The sequence below is a fragment of the Serratia sp. CY40230 genome (assembly GCF_052168835.1).
In the GTDB taxonomy this organism is placed as follows: domain Bacteria; phylum Pseudomonadota; class Gammaproteobacteria; order Enterobacterales; family Enterobacteriaceae; genus Serratia; species Serratia nematodiphila.
On the sequence record NZ_JBJNLX010000002.1, the window covers coordinates 230,152 to 251,271 of the forward strand.

Annotated in this window: 17 protein-coding genes; 7 read left to right on the plus strand and 10 right to left on the minus strand. The window is 51.4% G+C overall.

Features of this window, described 5'->3' with window-relative positions; translation table 11 throughout:
- The first annotated feature begins 3 nt into the window (after positions 1-3).
- The 7 genes from hisD to hisIE are packed head-to-tail and all read left to right on the plus strand — an operon-like array spanning position 4 to position 6,165.
- Positions 4-1,311, plus strand: coding sequence for a histidinol dehydrogenase (hisD, locus tag ACJ8IJ_RS08270; protein WP_004938796.1), 1,308 nt, complete (start codon positions 4-6; stop codon positions 1,309-1,311).
- The gene (gene hisC / locus ACJ8IJ_RS08275) at positions 1,308-2,396 is read left to right on the plus strand and encodes a histidinol-phosphate transaminase (protein WP_015377255.1); all 1,089 of its coding nucleotides are present in this window, start codon (positions 1,308-1,310) and stop codon (positions 2,394-2,396) included. The genes hisD and hisC overlap by 4 nt, the downstream gene beginning before the upstream one ends.
- Complete coding sequence (hisB, locus tag ACJ8IJ_RS08280; RefSeq protein WP_015377254.1) at positions 2,393-3,460, plus strand: bifunctional histidinol-phosphatase/imidazoleglycerol-phosphate dehydratase HisB; 1,068 nt, start codon at positions 2,393-2,395, stop codon at positions 3,458-3,460. Before hisC ends, hisB begins: the two co-directional genes overlap by 4 nt.
- Entirely contained in the window at positions 3,460-4,050 is a 591-nt protein-coding gene (hisH, locus tag ACJ8IJ_RS08285; protein ID WP_060440331.1) for an imidazole glycerol phosphate synthase subunit HisH, read from the plus strand. Before hisB ends, hisH begins: the two co-directional genes overlap by 1 nt.
- Before the next feature lie 5 nt (positions 4,051-4,055).
- Complete coding sequence (gene hisA, locus ACJ8IJ_RS08290; RefSeq protein WP_033650627.1) at positions 4,056-4,793, plus strand: 1-(5-phosphoribosyl)-5-[(5-phosphoribosylamino)methylideneamino]imidazole-4-carboxamide isomerase; 738 nt, start codon at positions 4,056-4,058, stop codon at positions 4,791-4,793.
- On the plus strand, positions 4,775-5,551 hold the full coding sequence (hisF, locus tag ACJ8IJ_RS08295) for an imidazole glycerol phosphate synthase subunit HisF (RefSeq protein WP_325962084.1): 777 nt from the start codon (positions 4,775-4,777) through the stop codon (positions 5,549-5,551). The genes hisA and hisF overlap by 19 nt, the downstream gene beginning before the upstream one ends.
- The gene (gene hisIE, locus ACJ8IJ_RS08300; RefSeq protein WP_325962086.1) at positions 5,545-6,165 is read left to right on the plus strand and encodes a bifunctional phosphoribosyl-AMP cyclohydrolase/phosphoribosyl-ATP diphosphatase HisIE; all 621 of its coding nucleotides are present in this window, start codon (positions 5,545-5,547) and stop codon (positions 6,163-6,165) included. Before hisF ends, hisIE begins: the two co-directional genes overlap by 7 nt.
- A gap of 79 nt (positions 6,166-6,244) precedes the next feature.
- Here the strand turns inward: hisIE and gndA are convergent, their stop codons facing one another.
- The 10 genes from gndA to ACJ8IJ_RS08350 form a co-directional block, all read right to left on the minus strand.
- Complete coding sequence (gndA, locus tag ACJ8IJ_RS08305) at positions 6,245-7,651, minus strand: NADP-dependent phosphogluconate dehydrogenase (protein ID WP_004938815.1); 1,407 nt, start codon at positions 7,649-7,651, stop codon at positions 6,245-6,247.
- A gap of 214 nt (positions 7,652-7,865) precedes the next feature.
- A complete protein-coding gene (locus ACJ8IJ_RS08310) occupies positions 7,866-8,981 on the minus strand; it encodes an acyltransferase family protein (protein ID WP_049187399.1) in 1,116 nt (371 codons plus the stop codon).
- A 63-nt stretch (positions 8,982-9,044) separates the two neighbouring features.
- Complete coding sequence (locus tag ACJ8IJ_RS08315) at positions 9,045-10,379, minus strand: glycosyltransferase (RefSeq protein ID WP_004938819.1); 1,335 nt, start codon at positions 10,377-10,379, stop codon at positions 9,045-9,047.
- A 9-nt stretch (positions 10,380-10,388) separates the two neighbouring features.
- On the minus strand, positions 10,389-11,327 hold the full coding sequence (locus ACJ8IJ_RS08320; protein ID WP_004938824.1) for an NAD-dependent epimerase/dehydratase family protein: 939 nt from the start codon (positions 11,325-11,327) through the stop codon (positions 10,389-10,391).
- Positions 11,328-11,400: 73 nt separating this feature from the next.
- Complete coding sequence (locus tag ACJ8IJ_RS08325; protein WP_004938828.1) at positions 11,401-12,759, minus strand: glycosyltransferase family 4 protein; 1,359 nt, start codon at positions 12,757-12,759, stop codon at positions 11,401-11,403.
- Between the two features lie 12 nt (positions 12,760-12,771).
- Entirely contained in the window at positions 12,772-16,506 is a 3,735-nt protein-coding gene (locus ACJ8IJ_RS08330) for a methyltransferase domain-containing protein (protein ID WP_442518525.1), read from the minus strand.
- On the minus strand, positions 16,506-17,768 hold the full coding sequence (locus ACJ8IJ_RS08335; protein ID WP_239664289.1) for an ABC transporter ATP-binding protein: 1,263 nt from the start codon (positions 17,766-17,768) through the stop codon (positions 16,506-16,508). Before ACJ8IJ_RS08335 ends, ACJ8IJ_RS08330 begins: the two co-directional genes overlap by 1 nt.
- 142 nt (positions 17,769-17,910) lie before the next feature.
- On the minus strand, positions 17,911-18,729 hold the full coding sequence (locus tag ACJ8IJ_RS08340) for an ABC transporter permease (RefSeq protein WP_004938838.1): 819 nt from the start codon (positions 18,727-18,729) through the stop codon (positions 17,911-17,913).
- A gap of 48 nt (positions 18,730-18,777) precedes the next feature.
- Positions 18,778-19,713, minus strand: coding sequence for a glycosyltransferase family 2 protein (locus tag ACJ8IJ_RS08345; RefSeq protein WP_033645817.1), 936 nt, complete (start codon positions 19,711-19,713; stop codon positions 18,778-18,780).
- A gap of 450 nt (positions 19,714-20,163) precedes the next feature.
- Entirely contained in the window at positions 20,164-21,006 is an 843-nt protein-coding gene (locus ACJ8IJ_RS08350; RefSeq protein ID WP_004938844.1) for a glycosyltransferase, read from the minus strand.
- Positions 21,007-21,120: the final 114 nt, after the last annotated feature.

The following is a 21,120-nucleotide window of genomic DNA, read 5'->3' on the forward strand; positions in this document are numbered from 1 at the left end:
GCCATGTCGACCTTCAACACGCCGATCGATTGGGCGACCAGCAGCGCCGAACGCCAGGCCGAGCTGCTGATGCGCCCGGCCATCGCCGCCTCCGACAGCATCACCCGCACGGTGAGCGAGATCCTCGACAACGTGAAGGCCAACGGCGATCGGGCGCTGCGCGACTACAGCGCCCGTTTCGACAAGGCGGAAGTCTCGGCGCTGCGCGTCAGCGCCGAGCAGATCGCCGCCGCCGCCGCGCGGTTGGGCGACGACATCAAACAGGCGATGGCGGTGGCCGTCGCCAACGTGGAAACCTTCCACAACGCGCAGCGGCTGCCGCCGGTGGACGTCGAAACGCAGCCGGGCGTGCGCTGCCAACAGGTGACCCGCCCCATCGACTCGGTCGGCCTGTATATTCCCGGCGGATCGGCGCCGCTGTTCTCCACCGTGCTGATGCTGGCGACGCCGGCACGCATCGCCGGCTGCCGCCGGGTGGTGCTGTGCTCGCCGCCGCCGATCGCCGATGAGATCCTGTATGCGGCGCAGCTGTGCGGCGTGCAGGAAGTGTTTCAGGTCGGGGGCGCGCAGGCGATCGCCGCCCTGGCGTTCGGCACCGAGAGCGTGCCGCGCGTGGCGAAGATCTTCGGGCCGGGCAACGCCTTTGTGACCGAAGCCAAGCGGCAGGTCAGTCAGCGCCTCGACGGTGCGGCCATCGACATGCCGGCCGGCCCTTCGGAGGTGCTGGTGATCGCCGACGCCGGCGCCACTCCGGCGTTCGTCGCTTCCGATCTGCTGTCGCAGGCCGAACACGGCCCGGATTCGCAGGTGATCCTGCTGACGCCGGACGCGGCAATGGCGCAGGCGGTGGCCGAAGCAGTGGAAAGCCAGCTGGCCGAGCTGCCACGCGCCGAGACCGCCCGTCAGGCGCTGGCGAGCAGCCGCCTGATCGTAGCGCGCGATCTGGCTGAGTGCGTGGCGATCAGCAACCGCTACGGCCCGGAGCACCTGATTATTCAGACCCGCAATGCGCGCGAACTGGTGGACGGCATCACCAGCGCCGGTTCGGTGTTCCTCGGCGACTGGTCGCCGGAGTCCGCCGGCGATTACGCCTCCGGCACCAACCACGTGCTGCCGACCTACGGCTACACCGCCACCTGCTCCAGCCTGGGCCTGGCCGACTTTCAAAAACGCATGACGGTGCAGGAGCTGACGCCGCAGGGCTTCAGCAACCTGGCCGCCACCATCGAGACGCTGGCTGCCGCCGAGCAGCTGATCGCCCACAAGAACGCCGTGACCCTGCGCGTCGCCGCCCTGAAGGAGCAAGCATGAGCATCGAAAAACTGGCGCGCGCCAACGTTCGCGAGCTGACCCCTTATCAATCGGCGCGCCGCCTCGGCGGCAAGGGCGACGTATGGCTGAACGCCAACGAATACCCGATCGCCCCGGAATTCCAGCTGACCGCGCAAACCTTCAACCGCTATCCGGAGTGCCAGCCGGCGCAGGTGATCGAACGCTACGCCGCCTATGCCGGGGTGAAGAAAGAGCAGGTGCTGGTCAGCCGCGGCGCCGATGAAGGCATCGAGCTGCTGATCCGCGCCTTCTGCGAGCCGGGCAAAGACGCCATTCTGTTCTGCCCGCCGACCTACGGCATGTACGCCGTCAGCGCCGAAACCTTTGGCGTGGAGCGCCGCACCGTGGCCGCCAAAGAGGACTGGCAGCTGGATCTGCCGGCCATCGCGGACAGCCTGGACAACGTGAAGTTGATCTACGTCTGCAGCCCGAACAACCCGACCGGCAACCTGATCGACCCGGACTCTCTGCGCAGTCTGCTGGAGCTGGCCAAAGGTAAGGCGATCGTCGCGGTGGACGAAGCCTATATCGAGTTTTGCCCGCAGGCCTCGGTGGCCGGTTGGCTGAGCGACTACCCGCACCTGGCTATTCTGCGTACGCTGTCGAAGGCCTTTGCGCTGGCCGGACTGCGCTGCGGCTTTACGCTCGCCAATGAAGATCTGATTGCTCTGCTGCTGAAGGTGATCGCCCCTTACCCGCTCTCGACGCCGGTGGCGGATATCGCCGCGCAGGCGCTGAGCGAAGAAGGTATCCGCACCATGCGCCAGCGCGTCACCGACATCGCAGCCACCCGCAGCTGGCTGCAGCAACAGCTGGAGAAATGCGCCTGCGTCGAGCAGGTTTTCGCCAGCGACAGCAATTACCTGCTGGCTCGCTTCACCGCCTCAAGTAATGTGTTTAAAAGCTTGTGGGATCAGGGCATTATCTTACGAGACCAAAACAAACAGCCCGGGTTGTCCGGCTGCCTGCGCATCACCATAGGCACCCGCGACGAATGTCAACGCGTGGTGGACGCCTTGTCCGCCCTGCCCGGCGCCAACCAGACTCGCCAGGAGCCAATGTGAGCCAAAAAATCCTCTTTATCGATCGTGACGGCACGCTGATCGCCGAGCCACCGGAAGATTTCCAGGTTGACCGCCTGGACAAGCTGGCGCTTGAGCCGGACGTGATCCCTTCCCTGCTGGCGCTGCAACAGGCGGGGTATCAGCTGGTGATGATCACCAATCAGGATGGGCTCGGCACCGCCAGTTTCCCGCAGGAAACCTTCGATCCGCCGCACAACCTGATGATGCAGATCCTCAGCTCCCAGGGCATTCAGTTCGCCGATGTGCTGATCTGCCCGCACCTGCCGGCGGACAACTGTGACTGCCGCAAGCCGAAAACCGCGCTGGTGAAAGGCTACCTTGAACCCGGCGTGCTCGATACCGCGCACAGCTACGTGATCGGCGATCGGCCGACCGATGTGCAGCTGGCGGAAAACATGGGCATCCAGGGGCTGCGTTACCAGCGCGGCGTGCTGGGCTGGAAAGAGATCGTGCGCCAGCTGACCCTGCGTGACCGTCACGCGCGGGTTAATCGCGTGACCAAAGAGACGCAGATCGACGTCAACGTCTGGCTGGATCGCGAAGGCGGCAGCAAGATCAAAACCGGCGTCGGCTTCTTCGATCACATGCTGGATCAGATCGCCACCCACGGCGGCTTCCGCATGGAGATCGACGTCAAAGGCGACCTGTATATCGACGATCACCATACGGTAGAGGACACCGGCCTGGCGTTGGGTGAAGCGCTGAACAAGGCGCTCGGCGACAAGCGCGGCATCGCCCGCTTCGGCTTCGTGCTGCCGATGGACGAATGCCTGGCGCGCTGCGCGCTGGATATCTCCGGCCGCCCGCACCTGGAGTACAAGGCCGAGTTCAACTATCAGCGCGTCGGCGATCTCAGCACCGAAATGGTCGAGCACTTCTTCCGTTCGCTCTCTTACACCATGGGCTGCACGCTGCACCTGAAGACCAAGGGCAAAAACGACCACCACCGGGTCGAGAGCCTGTTCAAAGTGTTTGGCCGCACGCTGCGCCAGGCGATCCGCGTCGAGGGCAATACCCTGCCGAGTTCGAAAGGAGTGCTGTGATGAACGTGGTGATTTTGGATACCGGCTGCGCCAACCTGGCCTCCGTCACCTACGCGGTGCGGCGCCTGGGTTATCAGCCGGAGGTGAGCCGCGATCCGGAGATCGTGCTGCGCGCCGACAAGCTGTTCCTGCCGGGCGTCGGCACTGCGCAGGCGGCGATGGATCAGCTGCGCGAGCGCGATTTGATCGAACTGATCAGGGCCTGCACGCAGCCGGTGCTGGGCATTTGCCTCGGCATGCAGCTGCTGGCAGCCAGCAGCGAAGAGAACGGCGGCGTGATCACGCTCGGCCTCATCGATACGCCGGTGAAGCAGATGACCGACTTCGGCCTGCCGCTGCCGCACATGGGCTGGAACCAGGTGTCCGCGCAGGCGGGCCACCATCTGTTCCGCGGCATCGATGACGGCGCCTACTTCTATTTCGTACACAGCTATGCGATGCCGATATGCCCCAGCACCATCGCCCAGGCGAACTACGGCGAGCCCTTCACCGCCGCCGTGCAAAAAGACAACTTCTTCGGCGTGCAGTTTCATCCAGAACGTTCTGGAGCGGCCGGCGCGCAACTGTTGAAAAACTTTCTGGAGATGTAGGCAGCATGATTATTCCGGCTTTGGATTTGATCGACGGCAACGTGGTGCGTTTGCATCAGGGCGATTACGGTCAACAGCGCGACTACGGCAACGATCCGCTGCTGCGCCTGCAGGACTATCAACAACAGGGCGCCCAGGTGCTGCATCTGGTCGATTTGACCGGCGCCAAGGATCCGGCGGCGCGCCAGATCCCGCTGCTGCGCAAGCTGCTGGCGGGGGTTAACGTGCCGGTGCAGGTCGGCGGCGGCATCCGCAACGAACAAGACGTCAGCGCCCTGCTGGAAGCCGGCGCCACGCGCGTGGTGATCGGCTCCACCGCGGTGAAACAGCCGCAGTTGGTGCAAAGCTGGTTCGAGCGCTACGGCGCCGACGCGCTGGTGCTGGCGCTGGACGTGCGCATCGACGCGCAGGGCGTGAAGCGCGTGGCCATCAGCGGCTGGCAAGAAGACTCCGACGCCACGCTGGAACAGGTGGTGGAACAGTTCCTGCCCTACGGGCTCAAGCACGTGCTGTGCACCGATATTTCGCGCGACGGCACGCTGGCCGGTTCCAACGTGGCGCTGTATCAGGAGATCAGCCGCCGTTATCCGCAGGTGGCCTTCCAGGCCTCGGGCGGCATCGGCAATCTGGACGACATCGCCCAGCTGCGCGGCAGCGGCGTTGCCGGCGTGATCGTGGGGCGCGCCCTGCTGGAAGGTAAATTTAGCGTTGAGGAGGCGATCGCATGCTGGCAAAACGGATAATCCCGTGCCTGGATGTTAAAGACGGGCAAGTGGTGAAAGGCGTGCAGTTCCGCAACCACGAAATCATCGGCGACATCGTGCCGCTGGCGCAGCGCTATGCGCAAGAAGGTGCGGACGAGCTGGTATTTTACGATATCACCGCCTCGAGCGACGGCCGGGTGGTGGACAAAAGCTGGGTGTCGCGCGTGGCGGAGGTGATTGATATTCCGTTCTGCGTCGCCGGCGGCATTAAAAGCGCCGAGGACGCCAGCCAGATCCTGTCTTTCGGCGCCGACAAGATTTCGATCAATTCGCCGGCGCTGGCCGATCCCGATCTGATTAGCCGCCTGGCGGATCGCTTTGGCGTGCAGTGCATCGTGGTGGGCATCGACACCTGGTTCGACAGTGAAACCGGCAAGTATCACGTCAACCAATATACCGGCGACGAGAGCCGCACCCGCATCACCCAGTGGGAAACCCTCGACTGGGTGCAGGAAGTGCAGCGCCGCGGCGCCGGTGAGATCGTGCTGAACATGATGAACCAGGATGGCGTGCGCAACGGTTACGATCTGCAGCAACTGCGCCGAGTGCGCGAGGCCTGCAAGGTGCCGCTGATCGCCTCCGGCGGCGCGGGCACCATGGAACACTTCCTGGAAGCGTTCCGCGATGCGGACGTCGACGGCGCGCTGGCGGCATCGGTGTTCCACAAACAAATCATCAATATCGGCGAACTGAAAAGGTTCCTGGTCGAACAAGGCGTGGAGATTCGCGTGTGCTGACAGAACAACAGAGAAACCAGCTGGACTGGGAAAAAACCGACGGCCTGGTGCCGGCCATCGTGCAGCACGCCGTTTCCGGCGAAGTGCTGATGCTGGGTTACATGACGCCGGAAGCGCTGGCCACCACCGAGCAAAGCGGCAACGTCACCTTCTTCTCGCGCACCAAGCAGCGCCTGTGGACCAAGGGTGAAAGCTCCGGCCACTTCCTCAAAGTGGTCAGCATCACGCCGGACTGCGATAACGACACGCTGCTGGTATTGGCCAACCCGATCGGCCCAACCTGCCACCTCGGCAACAGCAGCTGCTTCCACCCGGCCGCCAGCGACTGGACGTTCCTCTATCAGCTGGAGCAGCTGTTGGCGGAGCGCAAGCACGCCAGCCCGGACAGCTCGTACACCGCCAGCCTGTATGCCAGCGGCACCAAGCGCATCGCGCAGAAGGTCGGGGAGGAAGGCGTGGAAACCGCGCTGGCCGCCACGGTCAACGATCGCGAAGAGCTGACCAACGAAGCTTCGGACCTGATCTATCACCTGCTGGTGCTGCTGCAGGACCAGGATCTGGATCTGAGCGCGGTGATCGGCCGGCTGCGCGAGCGGCATCAGAAAAAAGCATGACGTTAACTCGCACGCAATAAAAAAGCCGCCGGGCGTTAACCTCGGCGGCTTTTTTTATTTTATCGCTCAACGAGCGGGCTTATTCCATCCATTCGGTATGGAACACGCCTTCCTTGTCGATGCGTTTATAGGTGTGCGCACCGAAGTAGTCGCGCTGCGCCTGGATCAGGTTCGCCGGCAGCACCGCGGAACGGTAGCTGTCGTAGTAGGCGATCGCAGCGGAGAAGGTTGGCGTAGGGATACCGTTCTGCACGGCGTAGGCCACCACGTCACGCAGCGCCTGCTGGTATTCGTCGGCGATTTGCTTGAAGTATGGCGCCAGCAGCAGGTTGGCGATATCGGCATCCGCCGCGTAAGCGTCGGTGATCTTCTGCAGGAACTGAGCGCGGATGATGCAACCGGCGCGGAAGATCTTGGCGATTTCGCCGTAGTGCAGATCCCAGTTGTTTTCTTTAGACGCGGCTTTCAGCTGAGAGAAGCCCTGCGCGTAGGACACGATTTTGCCCAGATACAGCGCGCGGCGCACTTTCTCGATGAATTCAGCTTTGTCGCCGGTGAACGGCGCCACTTTCGGGCCGGTCAGCACTTTAGAGGCAGCAACGCGCTGATCTTTCAGCGAGGACAGGTAGCGTGCGAATACCGATTCGGTGATCAGCGACAGCGGTTCGCCCAGATCCAGCGAGCTCTGGCTGGTCCATTTGCCGGTGCCTTTGTTGGCGGCTTCGTCCAGGATCACATCGACCAGGTATTTACCCTCTTCGTCTTTCTTGGTGAAGATGTCTTTGGTGATGTCGATCAGGTAGCTGTTCAGTTCGCCCTTGTTCCACTCGGCGAAGGTTTCGGCCAGTTGCTCGTTGCTCAGATTCAGCGCCTGTTTCAGCAGAGAATAGGCTTCGGCAATCAGCTGCATGTCGCCGTATTCGATGCCGTTGTGCACCATCTTCACATAGTGGCCGGCACCGTCTGCGCCAATGTAGGTCACGCAAGGCTCGCCTTCCGCAACCGCAGCGATTTTCTCCAGGATTGGCGCCACCAGCTCGTAAGCTTCTTTCTGGCCACCAGGCATGATGGAAGGCCCTTTCAACGCGCCCTCTTCACCGCCGGAAACGCCGGTGCCGATGAAGTTGAAGCCCTGGTCGGACAGTTCGCGGTTACGACGGATGGTGTCCTGATAGTAGGTGTTGCCGCCGTCGATCAAGATGTCGCCCTTGTCCAGGTGCGGAGTCAGCGAGGCAATGGTTTTATCCGTTGCTTCACCCGCTTTCACCATCAGCAGGATGCGGCGCGGTTTTTCCAGTGATTCGACAAACTCTTCAACGGTGTAATACGGCGCCAGATTCTTGCCCGGGTTCTCAGCGATCACTTCGTCAGTTTTGTCGCCAGAACGGTTGAAAATGGAAACGGTGTAACCACGGCTCTCGATGTTCAGCGCGAGGTTGCGGCCCATTACCGCCATGCCGACAACGCCGATTTGTTGCTTGGACATTTAGGAACTCCTGTCTGAGGATGACCCTGCCGGCAACGTCGGCCAGCAGGTTTTGTGATGTGGCACACATGTTAACTCAGGATTGAGCCGGGTGGGTAGTGATTGGTGCGATAGGCCGTATCACATGACATTAAAGGTTGATTTCCAGCCAAAAACTGAAGTATTCAAACACGATAATCCCGGGGTGATCGCCTGCCCCGGTGTCGCCTCTCTGTTACCCATTACTGTTTAGCCTTCTCTCGACTGAGCATGATGAAGCGTTTCTTTTTGATATAAATCGCTTCCCCAGTTTTATCCCTGGTTCCTCGATGTATCTATACGAGAGGTAAGAGATTGCGATAGTCAAAACAGCGGTAATCAAAATAGAAATCAGAAACTTCATTGGGCCGCTGACCGCGAAGGTGTCAACCCACCGGTATGTTCCAACAGCCTTAAGCAGATAAAGAACAATGCCGTGCATGAGATAGATGCTATAACTGGCCTTACCAAGGAAGCGGGTGAAACGATTATTGATTAATGCAGGGATGCCGATAATGGAAGAGGCGATCATACCCACCCAAATCAGAGGGTAAACAATATATATATTAAATGGATATCCATCCTGAGCAAAACAATAAATCAGCAACGCCATTAGAGATGACATTATCAATCCGGAAACAAAACCAGAATATCGCCCAAGATTGGCACCCAGCACCTGCAACTCTTTAAGGTATAAATAGACGAAAATACCTGAGATAAAGAAAACCATGTGATTTAGAATATTCATGTATATCTCAATGGGTTCCGCCTGTACTTTAGCGATACTTGATGAGATAAAGACACACAGCATCCATAGCACAACAATGGTTTTCTTATTGTTGCTAAATATAAATATCACCGGATAAAGGAGATAGAACACCCACTCTATACTCAAGGACCATCCAGCCCATACGATGCCATCTTGCATTTTTGGGACCAGGTTAAAGAGAAACGTCCCAGACATTAAGACTTCAAAAGCAGAAGGAGTATGTTGAAATGCATAATAAATGATAACGCCTTCAACAATCATCGCCAGATAAAAGAGAGGGGCCAGCCGGAAGAATCGCTTGATATAAAAATTTTTAAAGTCAGTTTTGTTGATAAAGCCATCATTATAAGCATAAGCAATAGAAAATGCACTTATCGTAAAGAATAAAGTAACACTGGCGGTAAATTTACTGCCAATAAGCGTAATGACATGACCAAAATCAATTTGCGAAGAGGCAATCAAGTGAACAACAATGACTGAGATGGCCGCAAACCCCCGAAGGATATCAGGCCCGTCAATTCTTTCTTTTTTAGTATTAGACATAAGCCCTCATCAATAAAAATACTCAGTAGCAGGCAAACCTGAATTAGATATAATATACCGCATTTAACTGCGCCATAAAGTCATCAACATGTCAACGTAATCTCTAATCGATTTTATCCTTATCGCATTTTCACTTAAATTAGAGATACCCTCATCCAGTAATGATGAGATTTGCGCAATCAGATCCGATACGTTACCAGCCTCAAACAACAAACCATTACTTTTATGCGTGATAACTTCTGCAATCCCCGGTAAATTCGATCCTATGACCGGACATTTTGCAGCTTGCGCGGAGTAGATGACCAACGGTGTATTTTCATACCATATCGACGGCACTATCAGCGCATCAATATCATCCATAACAGAATCGATTTTCTCGTTAGGAAATGTACCGCAAAAATGAATCGCGGGATTATCTCCAGCCAACGTCAATAACCGTGAATGGTATTCTGGAAAACCTTGCGCGCTACCATATATTTTCAATGTTGCACTGTTCTTCGGCAATCTTTGCACCGCTTCAATAGCGACATGACACCCTTTATGCGGCGCAAGAGTGCCAATAAACCCCAGTGATAATGGCCGGTCATAACGATCGACCTTAGGCTCTATGTTACGCTTCGGAATATCGATACCAAACGGATAACTGTGGATAATTTCAGCGTTAACACCATAGCGGGTGAATAACTCTTTCATAAACACGTTCGGCGCAACAATGCCATCCAGTTTGTTCAGCGAGGCTATCGTTTTTTCTAAACGCGTCGCCATTGCTCGAACTTCATTACTCATAGGATAATGAATAAGAGGGTTGTTTTTAGTCAACTTTGCCAGCTGATCAAAAAGAAACGTTGGCGTATGGTCAAACATACTGCCGAGCATTCCCCCCTTTGAATCACGAGCAAAATGCTTAATACAGTTGCCGGATGCCGGACTGGGGCCGTTACAATACCGGCCCTCCCCAAGCATCAACTGCGCGGTGGGACACACCATCCAAAAGTCTGTTGGCGTAAAAAACTGAGTGATTTTTTGCTGCGCTACGTGCTCAATGCACCCGATCCCCAACCGATTCAGATGAAAATGATGGACAATATCCGGGCAAAAGGTTTGAACAATGTTTTTAAAATGTTTAACCGCCAGCTGATTATTGTATCCAACCTCGATCATCGAGCTCTGACCAGACATAGGCACATAGGCATGATGAAAACGATAAACATGAATCCCTTCGTAATCATACTCATCAAACCGTTCATCATCCGTAAGAGAGGCTTCTCCCGGGTGTCCTGTATAGACATGCACCTGATGGCCTGCTCGCATCAATTCTTTAGCAACCGATAATGTAAGCACCTCCGTTCCCGCTTTATACTCCGGAAAGAATTGATGAACAGTAAGAAGAACGCGCATTTATATTACTCAATTATGATTTTTTAAAGAGTTTCTCACCCAGTCAGCGGCCCGCTTGAGCCCTTCCTGCATGCTTAATTGCGGTTCCCAACCCAACTCCCGGCGAGCTAAATCGTTACTCAATACGCTGATATCTATGTCGAATGATCTGGCTGGTTTATAATTTATCTGGAGCTCTTCAGGCAAAATGTCTTTCAACATGGCGATGAGGTCATTGAGACTCGTCCCTTTCCCCGAACTGATGTTAAAGCACTCTTCCTTTCCGTCGTAAACAAGCGCCTTGGCAAATGCTTCCGCAACATCGCTGACATGAATATAGTCACGCTGAACACTGCCGTCACCCCAAATCTCAATAGGCTTACTTTTCAGTGCATTGTGTAAGAACACACCCACAGCGCCCTGCGCCGTCTCAACGCGTTGGCGTTCACCATAGGGATTGGCTACACGCAATGTCACAGCCTTAATACCATACAGCTGGCTGAACATATGCAGGTATTTTTCGATGGCTAGCTTGGTAATGCCATACGAGACAACCGGATCGGTCGGGTGTTTCTCATCGATGGGGGTATACTGCGGTTTGCCGTATACCGTGCCGCCAGAGGAAATAAAGACAATGCGAGAAACGCCCTGACTCACCATAGCATTAAGCATATGCAAGCTCGGCACCACGTTGGTCTGAACGTCGTATACCGGGTCTTCGTTCGAACTTTTCGGTAGCGTTGTGGAAACAAGATGCAAGACGCTATCCATACCCTGGATGGCGTCATTAAGATCATGCGTGCTGCTCAGATCGCCGGTCACCCACTCCACACTTTCGTCTGCCGTAAACTCCCGATAAGGCGGAACCCGCGGACGTTCGAAAATCCTCAACTGATGGCCATCTTTAAGCAAACGATCACAAATTGCCGATCCGAGAAAACCACCACCGCCAAAAACTACAATTTTCATTTTTTCTCCATAAACATGGTCAGTGCTAAAATAAAAAGAAATATTCAGAAATAACGAAGCGTTTTTCGGCGCTTCAACTATTTGTTATCAACTCATTGCATTGATAAATTTCGAATGTTTCCTTTGCCATGACTTCTGTTGTTCTTGCATATTCTGTCGACAAGGACAATTTATGCAATAACTGCGGTGTTTGTAGGATATAAGAGAGTTTATTGGCTAAGTCGTCGGAATTTCCACGCTTGAAGCTGTACCCATTGACCCCTTCCGTTAGAAACTCGGTCATACCTTCCACATCAGAGACCAATACGGGAGTGTGCGTTGCCAACGAGTTCAACAAAACCAAAGGACTATTTTCATACCATCTCGATGGGATCACAAACAGATCAATCTCACTGAAGATATCAGCCATTTTAGCCTGATCAAACGTCCCCATGAACTCGATGCCATCGACACCGTCACTCATCTTTCTCAATGTATCCATATAGCTTACCGACTGATCGGTTGGACCATAAATTTTTAACCTGGCACTGTTCTTAGGTTGCTGCTTAAATGCCTCTATCAGCAGATCAGTGCCTTTATGAGGCGCGATTTGACCGATAAAACCAATCACTGGAATATGATTTTCATCACGAACAGGTTTAGCTTTGCGATCAATATCGATGCCAAACCAAATCTTACGCATCGGGGCTGTGATATTGTTCGCTATATACGCCTTTTGCAAGAAAGCCGTAGGGGCAACGGCACCTTTATAATAGGTATTATAAAGATACGACAGCGTATCCGGACGTGTTACCAGATCCTCAACCAGTCCTTGTGTTGAACCGGATTTTAAGGCGCCCAGTTTACGAGAAGCCACCAGCCCCTTGGCCAGCAAATTGGCCATAGCTGGAACCGCCGCCTTCTTCATCCATCCCGTCGCATGACCGCCCTGCGCAGCCTCTTTGAGATAACATGCGACACAGTTGGCACGAGATTCCGATGGCCCCGCACACAGGCCACCGTCTGCCGCTTCGAGTTTATTGTTGGCGCAAAAACCGAAGAAATCAGTGAACGTAGTATACGTCGGGATATTAAGCTTACCTGCGACCTCGAGAAGAACTGACGTATGGTTGATCAAATGCGTAACATGTATAACGTCAGGTTTTAGCTCTAAGAGGATTTCCTCAAGCACATTTCGCATTTCAGGCTGATAGTAAGTTTCTTTTACACGACTGTGCGGAATAACATTCTTATCAATAGCGATGACGGGAATATCTTGATAAGAGTAACGGTTAATCAAGGATGGCTGCTTAGCCTCCCCCTGAAATACCGCAGAAACGACGGAAACCTCATGGCCCCAAGAGCGATAATGATTTGCCAATCCAAGGGTATAGGTTTCTGTTCCATAAAAATGGTCGGGGAAGAAACAGTGAACAAAGAAAACAATTTTCATAAATTAATCACTTTATTTTTTAATCATGTCAGCATACAGATGATCATAAGCGTTGATCATAGCCTGTACGGAGAAATTATCTTTGGCCCGCTGCTGATGTTCTTTCCCTAGTTCATTACGTCGTGCTTCATCATTCAGCAATGCAATTGCAATATCCGCCAGTTTTTCGGCATCGCCCGCAGGCGCCAGCATGGATTTAGAGTTAACAATTTCGCTGATAGCACCGATATCGTAGCCAATCACCGGCACACGCATATTCATGGCAAAAGGACTTACCTGGCCAAAGCTTTCTTTCCAGACTGGAGCGACAAATAATGACATGCGGCGGTAATAATCCGGCAATGTGCTGTATTCCACATAGTCGGTAAACTCAAAGTTAGCCTCAACCCCCGCGTCTTTAACGGCTTGCTGGAATGGCGCCAACAAACTTCCGCCACCTACGATGAGCACTTTCGTTTGTGGTCGTTTCTGAGCAATAAAAATAAATGGTTTGATAGCATCTTCATTAAGCTTATCGTTCTCAAGCCGATAAACCATACCCACACAGTCTTGCGGAACAGGCTCTTCAGCTGCACGCATAAAGTGTGAGAAATCAGAACCAGGATACACAGTGACATGTGAATCTTTATTCTGACCAAATACATGACGGACATAATCGCTCACGTAAACATAACGTTTTACCGCATCAGATAAATGCGGAGCAATTGGCGTATTGATATTCTCAATTACTGGAATGTTTAATATTCTTGCAGCTTCTATCGCCTTAGCATACCAAGGTTCATCTACATCTCCCCAGTAATGGACATGAATGAAGTCAGGCTTACGACGATTATAATATTCTACAAAAGGTGCGGTATCTTCAGGGAAACGGCACTCCTCAATATCGACGCCCAGGTAAGCAGGCGGATCAGGAATATAGCTGGTCAGAATGGCTTGCTTGTAGTCTTTCCCCAAATACTCAATCAAATCAGCAACCAGGCGGGAAGATCCCCCGGTCATAAAGTTGGCGATGATATGCACTATTTGCGGCGCATTCTCCTTAGCCTGAGGCACCAGAACCTGATGACCACGCTGAGGGGCCTTATCTCCGGTTTCGATTGCCGCCACTGCCGGACGAGTGGCCACTCTTGCTCGCAGTCGGCTAATGACAGGTGCTAACGAATCCCGTACCCGTTTTGGGGTAACCAAAGAGGTCATCAGGTACCCCATATGCAGAATCTTTCTCATGCTCAAGGGCTGCCCGGCAACGTTTCTCAGACGAATCAGTCGAGAATTCAACTGCCCGTTAAGTTGCTGGATCGTCTTGGTTTGTTCAACGATCGCCTGTTCTTTGAGCAATACGGTGTGATTGAGTTTGGTTATAGCTTCTTCTTTAGCTATTAGCGCTGAAACCAATTCTTCGATATGTTGGCTGTTTTCTTGCAACTTGGAATTCAAATCATTCAAGGTTGCATCCTTATCGTACATGACTTTTCCTAACTCACTTAACAAGCTATCTTTATTTAACAAAGCCTGATAAATCTCTTCCGCAATTTTTTCTTTACTTGCCAACGCGGATAACAGTTGCTCAGTTTGCAGATAATTCTCCTGCACTGCGGCATCCGCATTTTGCGCCATCACGTTTTTCTCACGCAACGACTCGTTTAGACTCGTGATTTCCCTCCTCATGTTCGCCGCTTGCATGCCTGCACTACGACGCAGCTGCAGCCACCACCATGGCTTATTCTCGAAGGAATCGATATTAGTCAGCGCATAAGCACATGTACTTGCATAGTCAAGTATAGAGGATAATTCTGGCAGCCCGAATTCAATGGGCTTATTCACGTCACCGAGGCTCAGCTTCCAATCAGCAGCCAAGGCGCGTTGCGCCGTAGCGATCCCCTGCCGCCAATAGTGGCTCGCTTGTTCTTTGTTCCCATGACTCAGAGCGATGACGCCTAATAGTTGGCAAGCCTCAATGGTTCTGTTCGCCAACAGCGGGCTAAAAGCAAGAGGGTCGATCGCAATGCACTTTTCAAAGGCCTGCTTTGCCTTTTCGCTATCACCGGCCATCAACCAAAGCTTTCCGGTCACAAAAAGCAGCGAGACTGTCCATCGGATGCCATGTGGCGTTACCGGCTGCGCATCAATGTACATCTCGACTTTATTATTGAAATGCAATATGTCTGAAAAGGCCGTTGTGGATCTGGCATTTATTAATTGATAACCGAGTACGCAAAGTGCGGCGCCGGCATCAGCACTGTTATCTTTGTTTTGCTGATAAACGGCCTCACAAAGCGCAACCAGTTCTTCTTTATTTTTCATGCGGTGGCCAATATCCACCATCGAACGCACCAGCCAGGGATTCTTATAATCACGAGAGAATGCCGTGACATTCCAGGCTTTATCATCTTCGTAAGTGCCGAATTGCGTTTCGCGGTAAGGCACTGATATCCCTGCCAACGCAGGCTTCATGCCAACCGCGAGCCACCACTCCGCTTTTGGCGCCTCTTGCAATGAGATATGGCTCGGCACAGCATAAAGTTCACGCTTAGCCGGCACCCACTCCTTGCTACCTGGCCCATTTTTATAGTGCGTGGCCGACTGAACGACAAGTTGTTCAAAGTCATAATGCTTTTTAAGCTCATCACGCAACTTATCGAGTGTATAAACATGAAGATGGAAGGGGTTAGGATCTTCTCCAGACTCATCGCTCCAATCATTCGGAACGCTGACGATAATTCTCCCTCCAGGCGTTAAAACCCGATGAAACTCAGCCAGCAGCGCCTTAGGCTCAGGCACATGTTCCAACGTTTCAAAGGAAATAACCAAATCCACTGAGTTATCGGCGATATCTTTCAGCGCCTCCGGCAACATACCCAGTGAAAAACTCAGTGCAGGAACCTGAGAAGCGAAGCTACTTTGCGCATATTGGATAGCATAGTCGCTGCCATCAATACCCAGCGTCTTCGCGGCCATCGTTCCGCATTGGATGAGATAGCTTCCGTATCCCAATCCGCAAGCGGCATCGAGCACCGTATCGCCAGGACGCACAAACGTCGCGGCCCACTGATAACGCGCAATATGTGCATCGGAGCGCTCGCCGGTCTCACGGGTCATATCCATATGCAGATCGCGTTCTTCTTTCAACGCATCCAGTGGATAACGCGACAATGCTTCATCCGGTATGCATTCAAACAGGATCGTAACCTCATCACCCTCATGCTCGAACGACTCATAATCTTTAAGCAAATAGTAAGAAGGATGCTTTCGAAAGCCTGCGTCAAAAAAGAGGGTTTCCCACGCATTTCTGTTCCGGCCGATGTGAGAGGCTTCGATTTCCGACGCCGCTACGGTACTGACTCGCACATAGACGGAGCGGCGGGTTACGCGACGAACTTCTGCCAACCCGGCACGCAGAGCCTCTTCCGATAGATCCTCCAGTGTATAAGTCAGGATAGCAGTATCGAATGATTGGGTTTCGAAAGGTAATTTCTCTATCGTGCCTTGTTTGAAGCGATTAGGCATCAATTTTTCACAATGCTGGATCGCACTTGCCGATGTATCCACACCATAGGCATCCATTCCGCTTGACAGTAATGCCTGAACCAACGCGCCATCACCGCAACCAATGTTCAGGAATTTTCGCCCACCGCAAGCGTTAAGTATTTCTTCTGAAACGTCAAAGGCATTATCGATTCTTTTCATTTTGCTTAACTCTTTGTCATCCCAGTTTTTTTCAAAAGCATTGTCTTGTTCTGAATTCATTAGTTACGTTCCTGTAGTTGACTAATCATACGCAGATCGACAACTCCACCAAAATGGTACGATTGAGGTTCGCTGGTAACAGTAAAAAATGCAGCCTCATCAATCCAATGAATCATCCGTTGCTCAGCGTAATAAGGCTTGCCTTCTTCAGTTATTGATGCCTGAATTTCATATAGATTTGGGCCTAAGCCACAGATGAATTCAAACCTGACCTCAAATTCGTCGTCTTTTTCAAAGGACTTTTCCCAGAATACCTCACCCTCTTTCTGAACCTGACTGCGAATAGCCATATCCTGATTAAGCGTACCCCAAGAATAAATCTTGACCCCTTCTTTATTTCTAATTCGCAACCCCACATTTAAATGGGTCAAATTGGCATGGGCGCGGCAATGTACGATAACCGTTACCTTATCTCTGGGATCAAAGTGAGAACAGGGCTCCCCTTTGGCATTCAGCAGCGCCACATCCAAAACTTCGGCATCAAGATCGCCGAATGAAAAAGCTTTCAAACGTTCAGACAGCGGCGCAGTTTCGGTGGAAACAGCGACATCCGCGGCTTTAGCTGCCGTGTCAGACGCGGACTGTTGAACCTGTCGCGCATGTTGACTCTTTGCTTTTAAGTGTTGAGCCACCTGATTCAAACGTTTAGATTCAAGCTCATGCAAGGATTTACGGTATTCCAGCAATGCGTCGGCGGAGGTTCCTGCAAATTTAATGACGCCATGCTCTAAAAAGATGGCTCTGTTGGTCATCGTGCGAACAGATTCTTGATCATGAGAGACAAAGAGTAAGGTGGTGCCGTTCGTGCGTAGCCGGTCCATACGTTCGAAACAACGCTTCTGGAACAATGCATCCCCCACCGCCAAGGCTTCATCAACGATCAAAATATCAGGCTCTATGCATACCTGAACCGCGAAGGCGAGACGTACCAGCATCCCACTGGAATAAGTCTTGGTCGGCTGATCAATAAACTCACCGATATCTGCAAAAACAAGTATTTCATCAAACCTGGCATTAATCTCAGCCTGACTCATCCCTAATACGGCGGCGTTCATATAAACGTTCTCGCGGCCGGTAAACTCAGGGTTAAAACCTGACCCTAACTCCAGCAGGGCAGCTATCCGTCCGCTAGTCTTAACTGTTCCATCAGTGGGGCTTAACGTACCGCAAATGAGCTGCAATAACGTTGACTTCCCTGAACCGTTCTGACCAATAATCCCGACAGACTCACCCTTTTTGATATTAAAGCTAATATCCTTCAACGCCCAAAACTCACGGAAAAGCGGCTTCGTTCCTTTTCCCAGGAACCGCCTGGCTCCAGAATATATAGACTGTTTTAATCTGTCTGAAGGCCGATCGTAGATTTGATAACATTTACTCAGATTACTAACCCGAATAGCATATTCAGAGCACATCTGCGAACCCCTTGCGCGTTTTCTGGAAACAGACAAAACCTAACCAAGCGACAACAATAGATGCCAACCAATAAACACTCAATACTTCAAAGTCGGGCGACTTTCCCCAATAAAGGATATTTCTAGTTTGCTCTATCACTGTTGTGAGCGGATTTAAATACATTAGCCGTCTAAAATTCTCTGGTAAAATATCTGCAGAATAAAAAACCGGGCTCATAAACATTAAGGCCGTAGTAAACAAGCCGATAAACTGATTTATATCCCTAAGGAAAACACCCATCGCGGTCAAAAACCAACTAATCCCCAGAGTAATCAGGACCAACGGCACGAGAATTAACGGAAAATAAAGAACCGTAAGGTGTGGGATACCAAAGAAAACACAATACGCAGCCAGCCAAACAATTAGACTAATCACCAACTGAAAAAGGGCAGAGGCCAGCGAGACCACAGGTAAAACCTCTAACGGATAGACGACTTTTTTCACATAATTCACATTACCGAGAATTATTTGTGGCGCTTTATTAAGGCATTCGGAGAAGAAATTAAAAACAATGAGCCCCGCGAATAAAACCAGGGCGAACTCACCTTTTGACGCGCTACCGCCATGCCATCTTGCCTTAAAAATCTCGCTAAATACAAACGTATAAACCGTTAGCATAAAAAGTGGTGTTAATAAGGACCATACGATACCCATAAAAGATCCACGGTACCGGCCTTGCACTTCACGGATAGCCGTTGTTTTAATCAAGAATCTGTTGCGCCATACACTTGAAATCATTTCAAGTGGGCTGATGGAAAAGCGTTGCATTACGAGTACACCTTATTTAAAAATCCACAAGTTTATTTTCCACAACCGTTATATTTTTTTTAGTTGCACTAATAAAAACACACCCACGTTATCGAAAAAGCCTTGTCGATATAACCCGAGTTTAAAATAGTAGAAGTTTCTAACTAACCAGTTGGCGTCGTGTATCTTTCTAAACCAATGAAGTTTCTGCTTGTTCTCAGAAGTTAAGCACTCGCGATTTTTTTCCAGCGCCGCAATATTTGCAGCATGCCACCCTCTGGATTCACCGCTCAATAGTTTGCTCAACTTCGACAGTCTTCTTTTGGATACGGAGTCAAAACCAATCGCGTTGCCGACATGTTGACGATAATCCAGGCTTGGCTCCGCATCATAATGAACCACTCCACCGACACCGGTTATCAAGATATATATCCACCAATCATGGGTAATCACATCGACGATCCCAGCCTTGACGATAACGTCACGTGCGGCCTGATTGAACACCATGGTATTTCCACCACCAATATTCTGAATCAGTGAATTAGTGAATGACGGTTCAACGGTAAAAGGATATGAGAAACCTAAATCACCGCCATTTTCATTGACAATATGCGTTCTGGAGCAATATAGTGCCGGTTTCGACGAAGGTTGACTGGCCAACCAATTCACCGCCCGCTCAATTTTATCGTTATGCCAAATATCATCTTGATCAGAAAATGAATAGTAACCATCGTCAAGATCAACCTTGGATAAGAGCGAAAGAAAATTACTAACAAATCCGGTTTTAGGGCCTGATACGATAGAAATATTAATTTTATTTTCAGTAGAAAATCGCTCTATTTTACTAAGTGTTTCATCTGTTGAACCATCATCTGAGACATAAATTTGCCAATTCTTATAACTTTGGGCTTTAAACGATTCGAGCTGTTCTAAAATATATCGTTCCCCTTGATAAGTCCCCATTAGAATGGCAACTTTGTGACTATCTGTGAAGGGTGTTGACATTTTATATCCTCGACGTGACCGTTTTTATCCTCATGGCATCTTCCTGCCTATGTTTCATTTCCGGCGAAATTTAGCGACCATGTACATTAAATGTGCAAGTTATCCAATTATGGCGGCCTTGCTGCACTACAGCCAAATGCTAAAAATCTGTTCCAGCTTATTGCCAGCCAGCAAAATCAGGTGATAGCAACCCTGCTCATCGCTCAAGTCCGAGCGAGTAAACCCCTACCAATAGCGCTGAGGCACGCTACCGCCCCTGGCGTTTCGCAACCAGAGTACGTAAGGGTGGCAACTAGGTCTATTTTTACTTATTCTACAGTTAGTTAGCTGTTTAAAATCATGACGAATTTGCCTTTTACAGCAAGTCTTCATCGCCGCCGAGTCTACAGACTCCTCTGCTTCTTGAGCATACTCATCAGTTCCCCAGGCGCAACGACATGAGACACAATGTTACAATCTCTCTGCAGGGGAGGTCATCGGAATACTCCTCAAGCACAACATATTGATTTTTTTGCGATCTCTATCAAAAAACCAACCCCATTTGTTAAAATAGGTAAAGGCCGAACGTATATGGTGCCCAAGCAATGCCACATTCTCATAAGATCCCTTACCAAAAACATGTGTAATGGTAGCTCCCGAAAAGTAAACGATCTCTGTATGCGACAAAGCTCTGCGACACAGATCTATATCTTCCATATACATGAAATAACGCTCATCGAACCCTCCAAGCCTCTTCAGTAGAGGAGAAGCGATGAGCATAAAACAACCCGACACCGTTGGCACAGAAAATACTTTTTTATAATCAGCCATGTGGAGTTCGTAAGACATATCCATTTGGGCGCTAAGGCGAGGCAAAAAGCGGCGTAATAGCAGGTTTGCTGGCGTCGGCAGCAATCGGCAACTGTACTGAAAGCGGCCATCACTGTAATGTATCCGCGGAGAGACAAACTGATGCCCGCCTTCATACGCGAACTGATGCAAACACACTAAAGAACCTGCTTCGAAACTGATATCTGGATTGCAGATCAAAAAATAATCGCATTGGTCAAGGTACTCTCTCATAGCCAGATTATGACCACGCCCAAAGCCACCATTACATCCAGAATTAATGTAACAGATTCGATCATTACATAATGAAGCTGCCCAACCTGCCCCACCGTTGTCAACCAGAACTATCTTATCGACACAGCATTCTGCCAAGAGAGATGTCAGTGTCGCCGCTACTTGCGCATAGCTGTGGTTGAATAAAACGATAGATGCAACTATCTGATATTTTTCTTTTACTACAGCCATGCTGTATCTGATTCCTCAACCCAAATTTGTTGCTGTAACAAAGCAGTCGCGGTCCAGGAATGCTTAGCTCAGTACCTATGGCTACTACATCAGCCGGACAGAAACGGTAAAGGG

Excerpts from the sequence above, each read along its gene's own strand:
- hisD (WP_004938796.1), top strand. The coding sequence starts at position 4 with ATGTCGACCTTCAACACGCCGATCGATTGGGCGACCAGCAGCGCCGAA.
- hisC (WP_015377255.1), top strand. The coding sequence starts at position 1,308 with ATGAGCATCGAAAAACTGGCGCGCGCCAACGTTCGCGAGCTGACCCCT.
- hisH (WP_060440331.1), top strand. The coding sequence starts at position 3,460 with ATGAACGTGGTGATTTTGGATACCGGCTGCGCCAACCTGGCCTCCGTC.
- hisA (WP_033650627.1), top strand. The coding sequence starts at position 4,056 with ATGATTATTCCGGCTTTGGATTTGATCGACGGCAACGTGGTGCGTTTG.
- hisF (WP_325962084.1), top strand. The coding sequence starts at position 4,775 with ATGCTGGCAAAACGGATAATCCCGTGCCTGGATGTTAAAGACGGGCAA.
- gndA (WP_004938815.1), bottom strand. The coding sequence starts at position 7,651 with ATGTCCAAGCAACAAATCGGCGTTGTCGGCATGGCGGTAATGGGCCGC.
- ACJ8IJ_RS08310 (WP_049187399.1), bottom strand. The coding sequence starts at position 8,981 with ATGTCTAATACTAAAAAAGAAAGAATTGACGGGCCTGATATCCTTCGG.
- ACJ8IJ_RS08315 (WP_004938819.1), bottom strand. The coding sequence starts at position 10,379 with ATGCGCGTTCTTCTTACTGTTCATCAATTCTTTCCGGAGTATAAAGCG.
- ACJ8IJ_RS08320 (WP_004938824.1), bottom strand. The coding sequence starts at position 11,327 with ATGAAAATTGTAGTTTTTGGCGGTGGTGGTTTTCTCGGATCGGCAATT.
- ACJ8IJ_RS08325 (WP_004938828.1), bottom strand. The coding sequence starts at position 12,759 with ATGAAAATTGTTTTCTTTGTTCACTGTTTCTTCCCCGACCATTTTTAT.
- ACJ8IJ_RS08330 (WP_442518525.1), bottom strand. The coding sequence starts at position 16,506 with ATGAATTCAGAACAAGACAATGCTTTTGAAAAAAACTGGGATGACAAA.
- ACJ8IJ_RS08340 (WP_004938838.1), bottom strand. The coding sequence starts at position 18,729 with ATGCAACGCTTTTCCATCAGCCCACTTGAAATGATTTCAAGTGTATGG.
- ACJ8IJ_RS08345 (WP_033645817.1), bottom strand. The coding sequence starts at position 19,713 with ATGTCAACACCCTTCACAGATAGTCACAAAGTTGCCATTCTAATGGGG.
- ACJ8IJ_RS08350 (WP_004938844.1), bottom strand. The coding sequence starts at position 21,006 with ATGGCTGTAGTAAAAGAAAAATATCAGATAGTTGCATCTATCGTTTTA.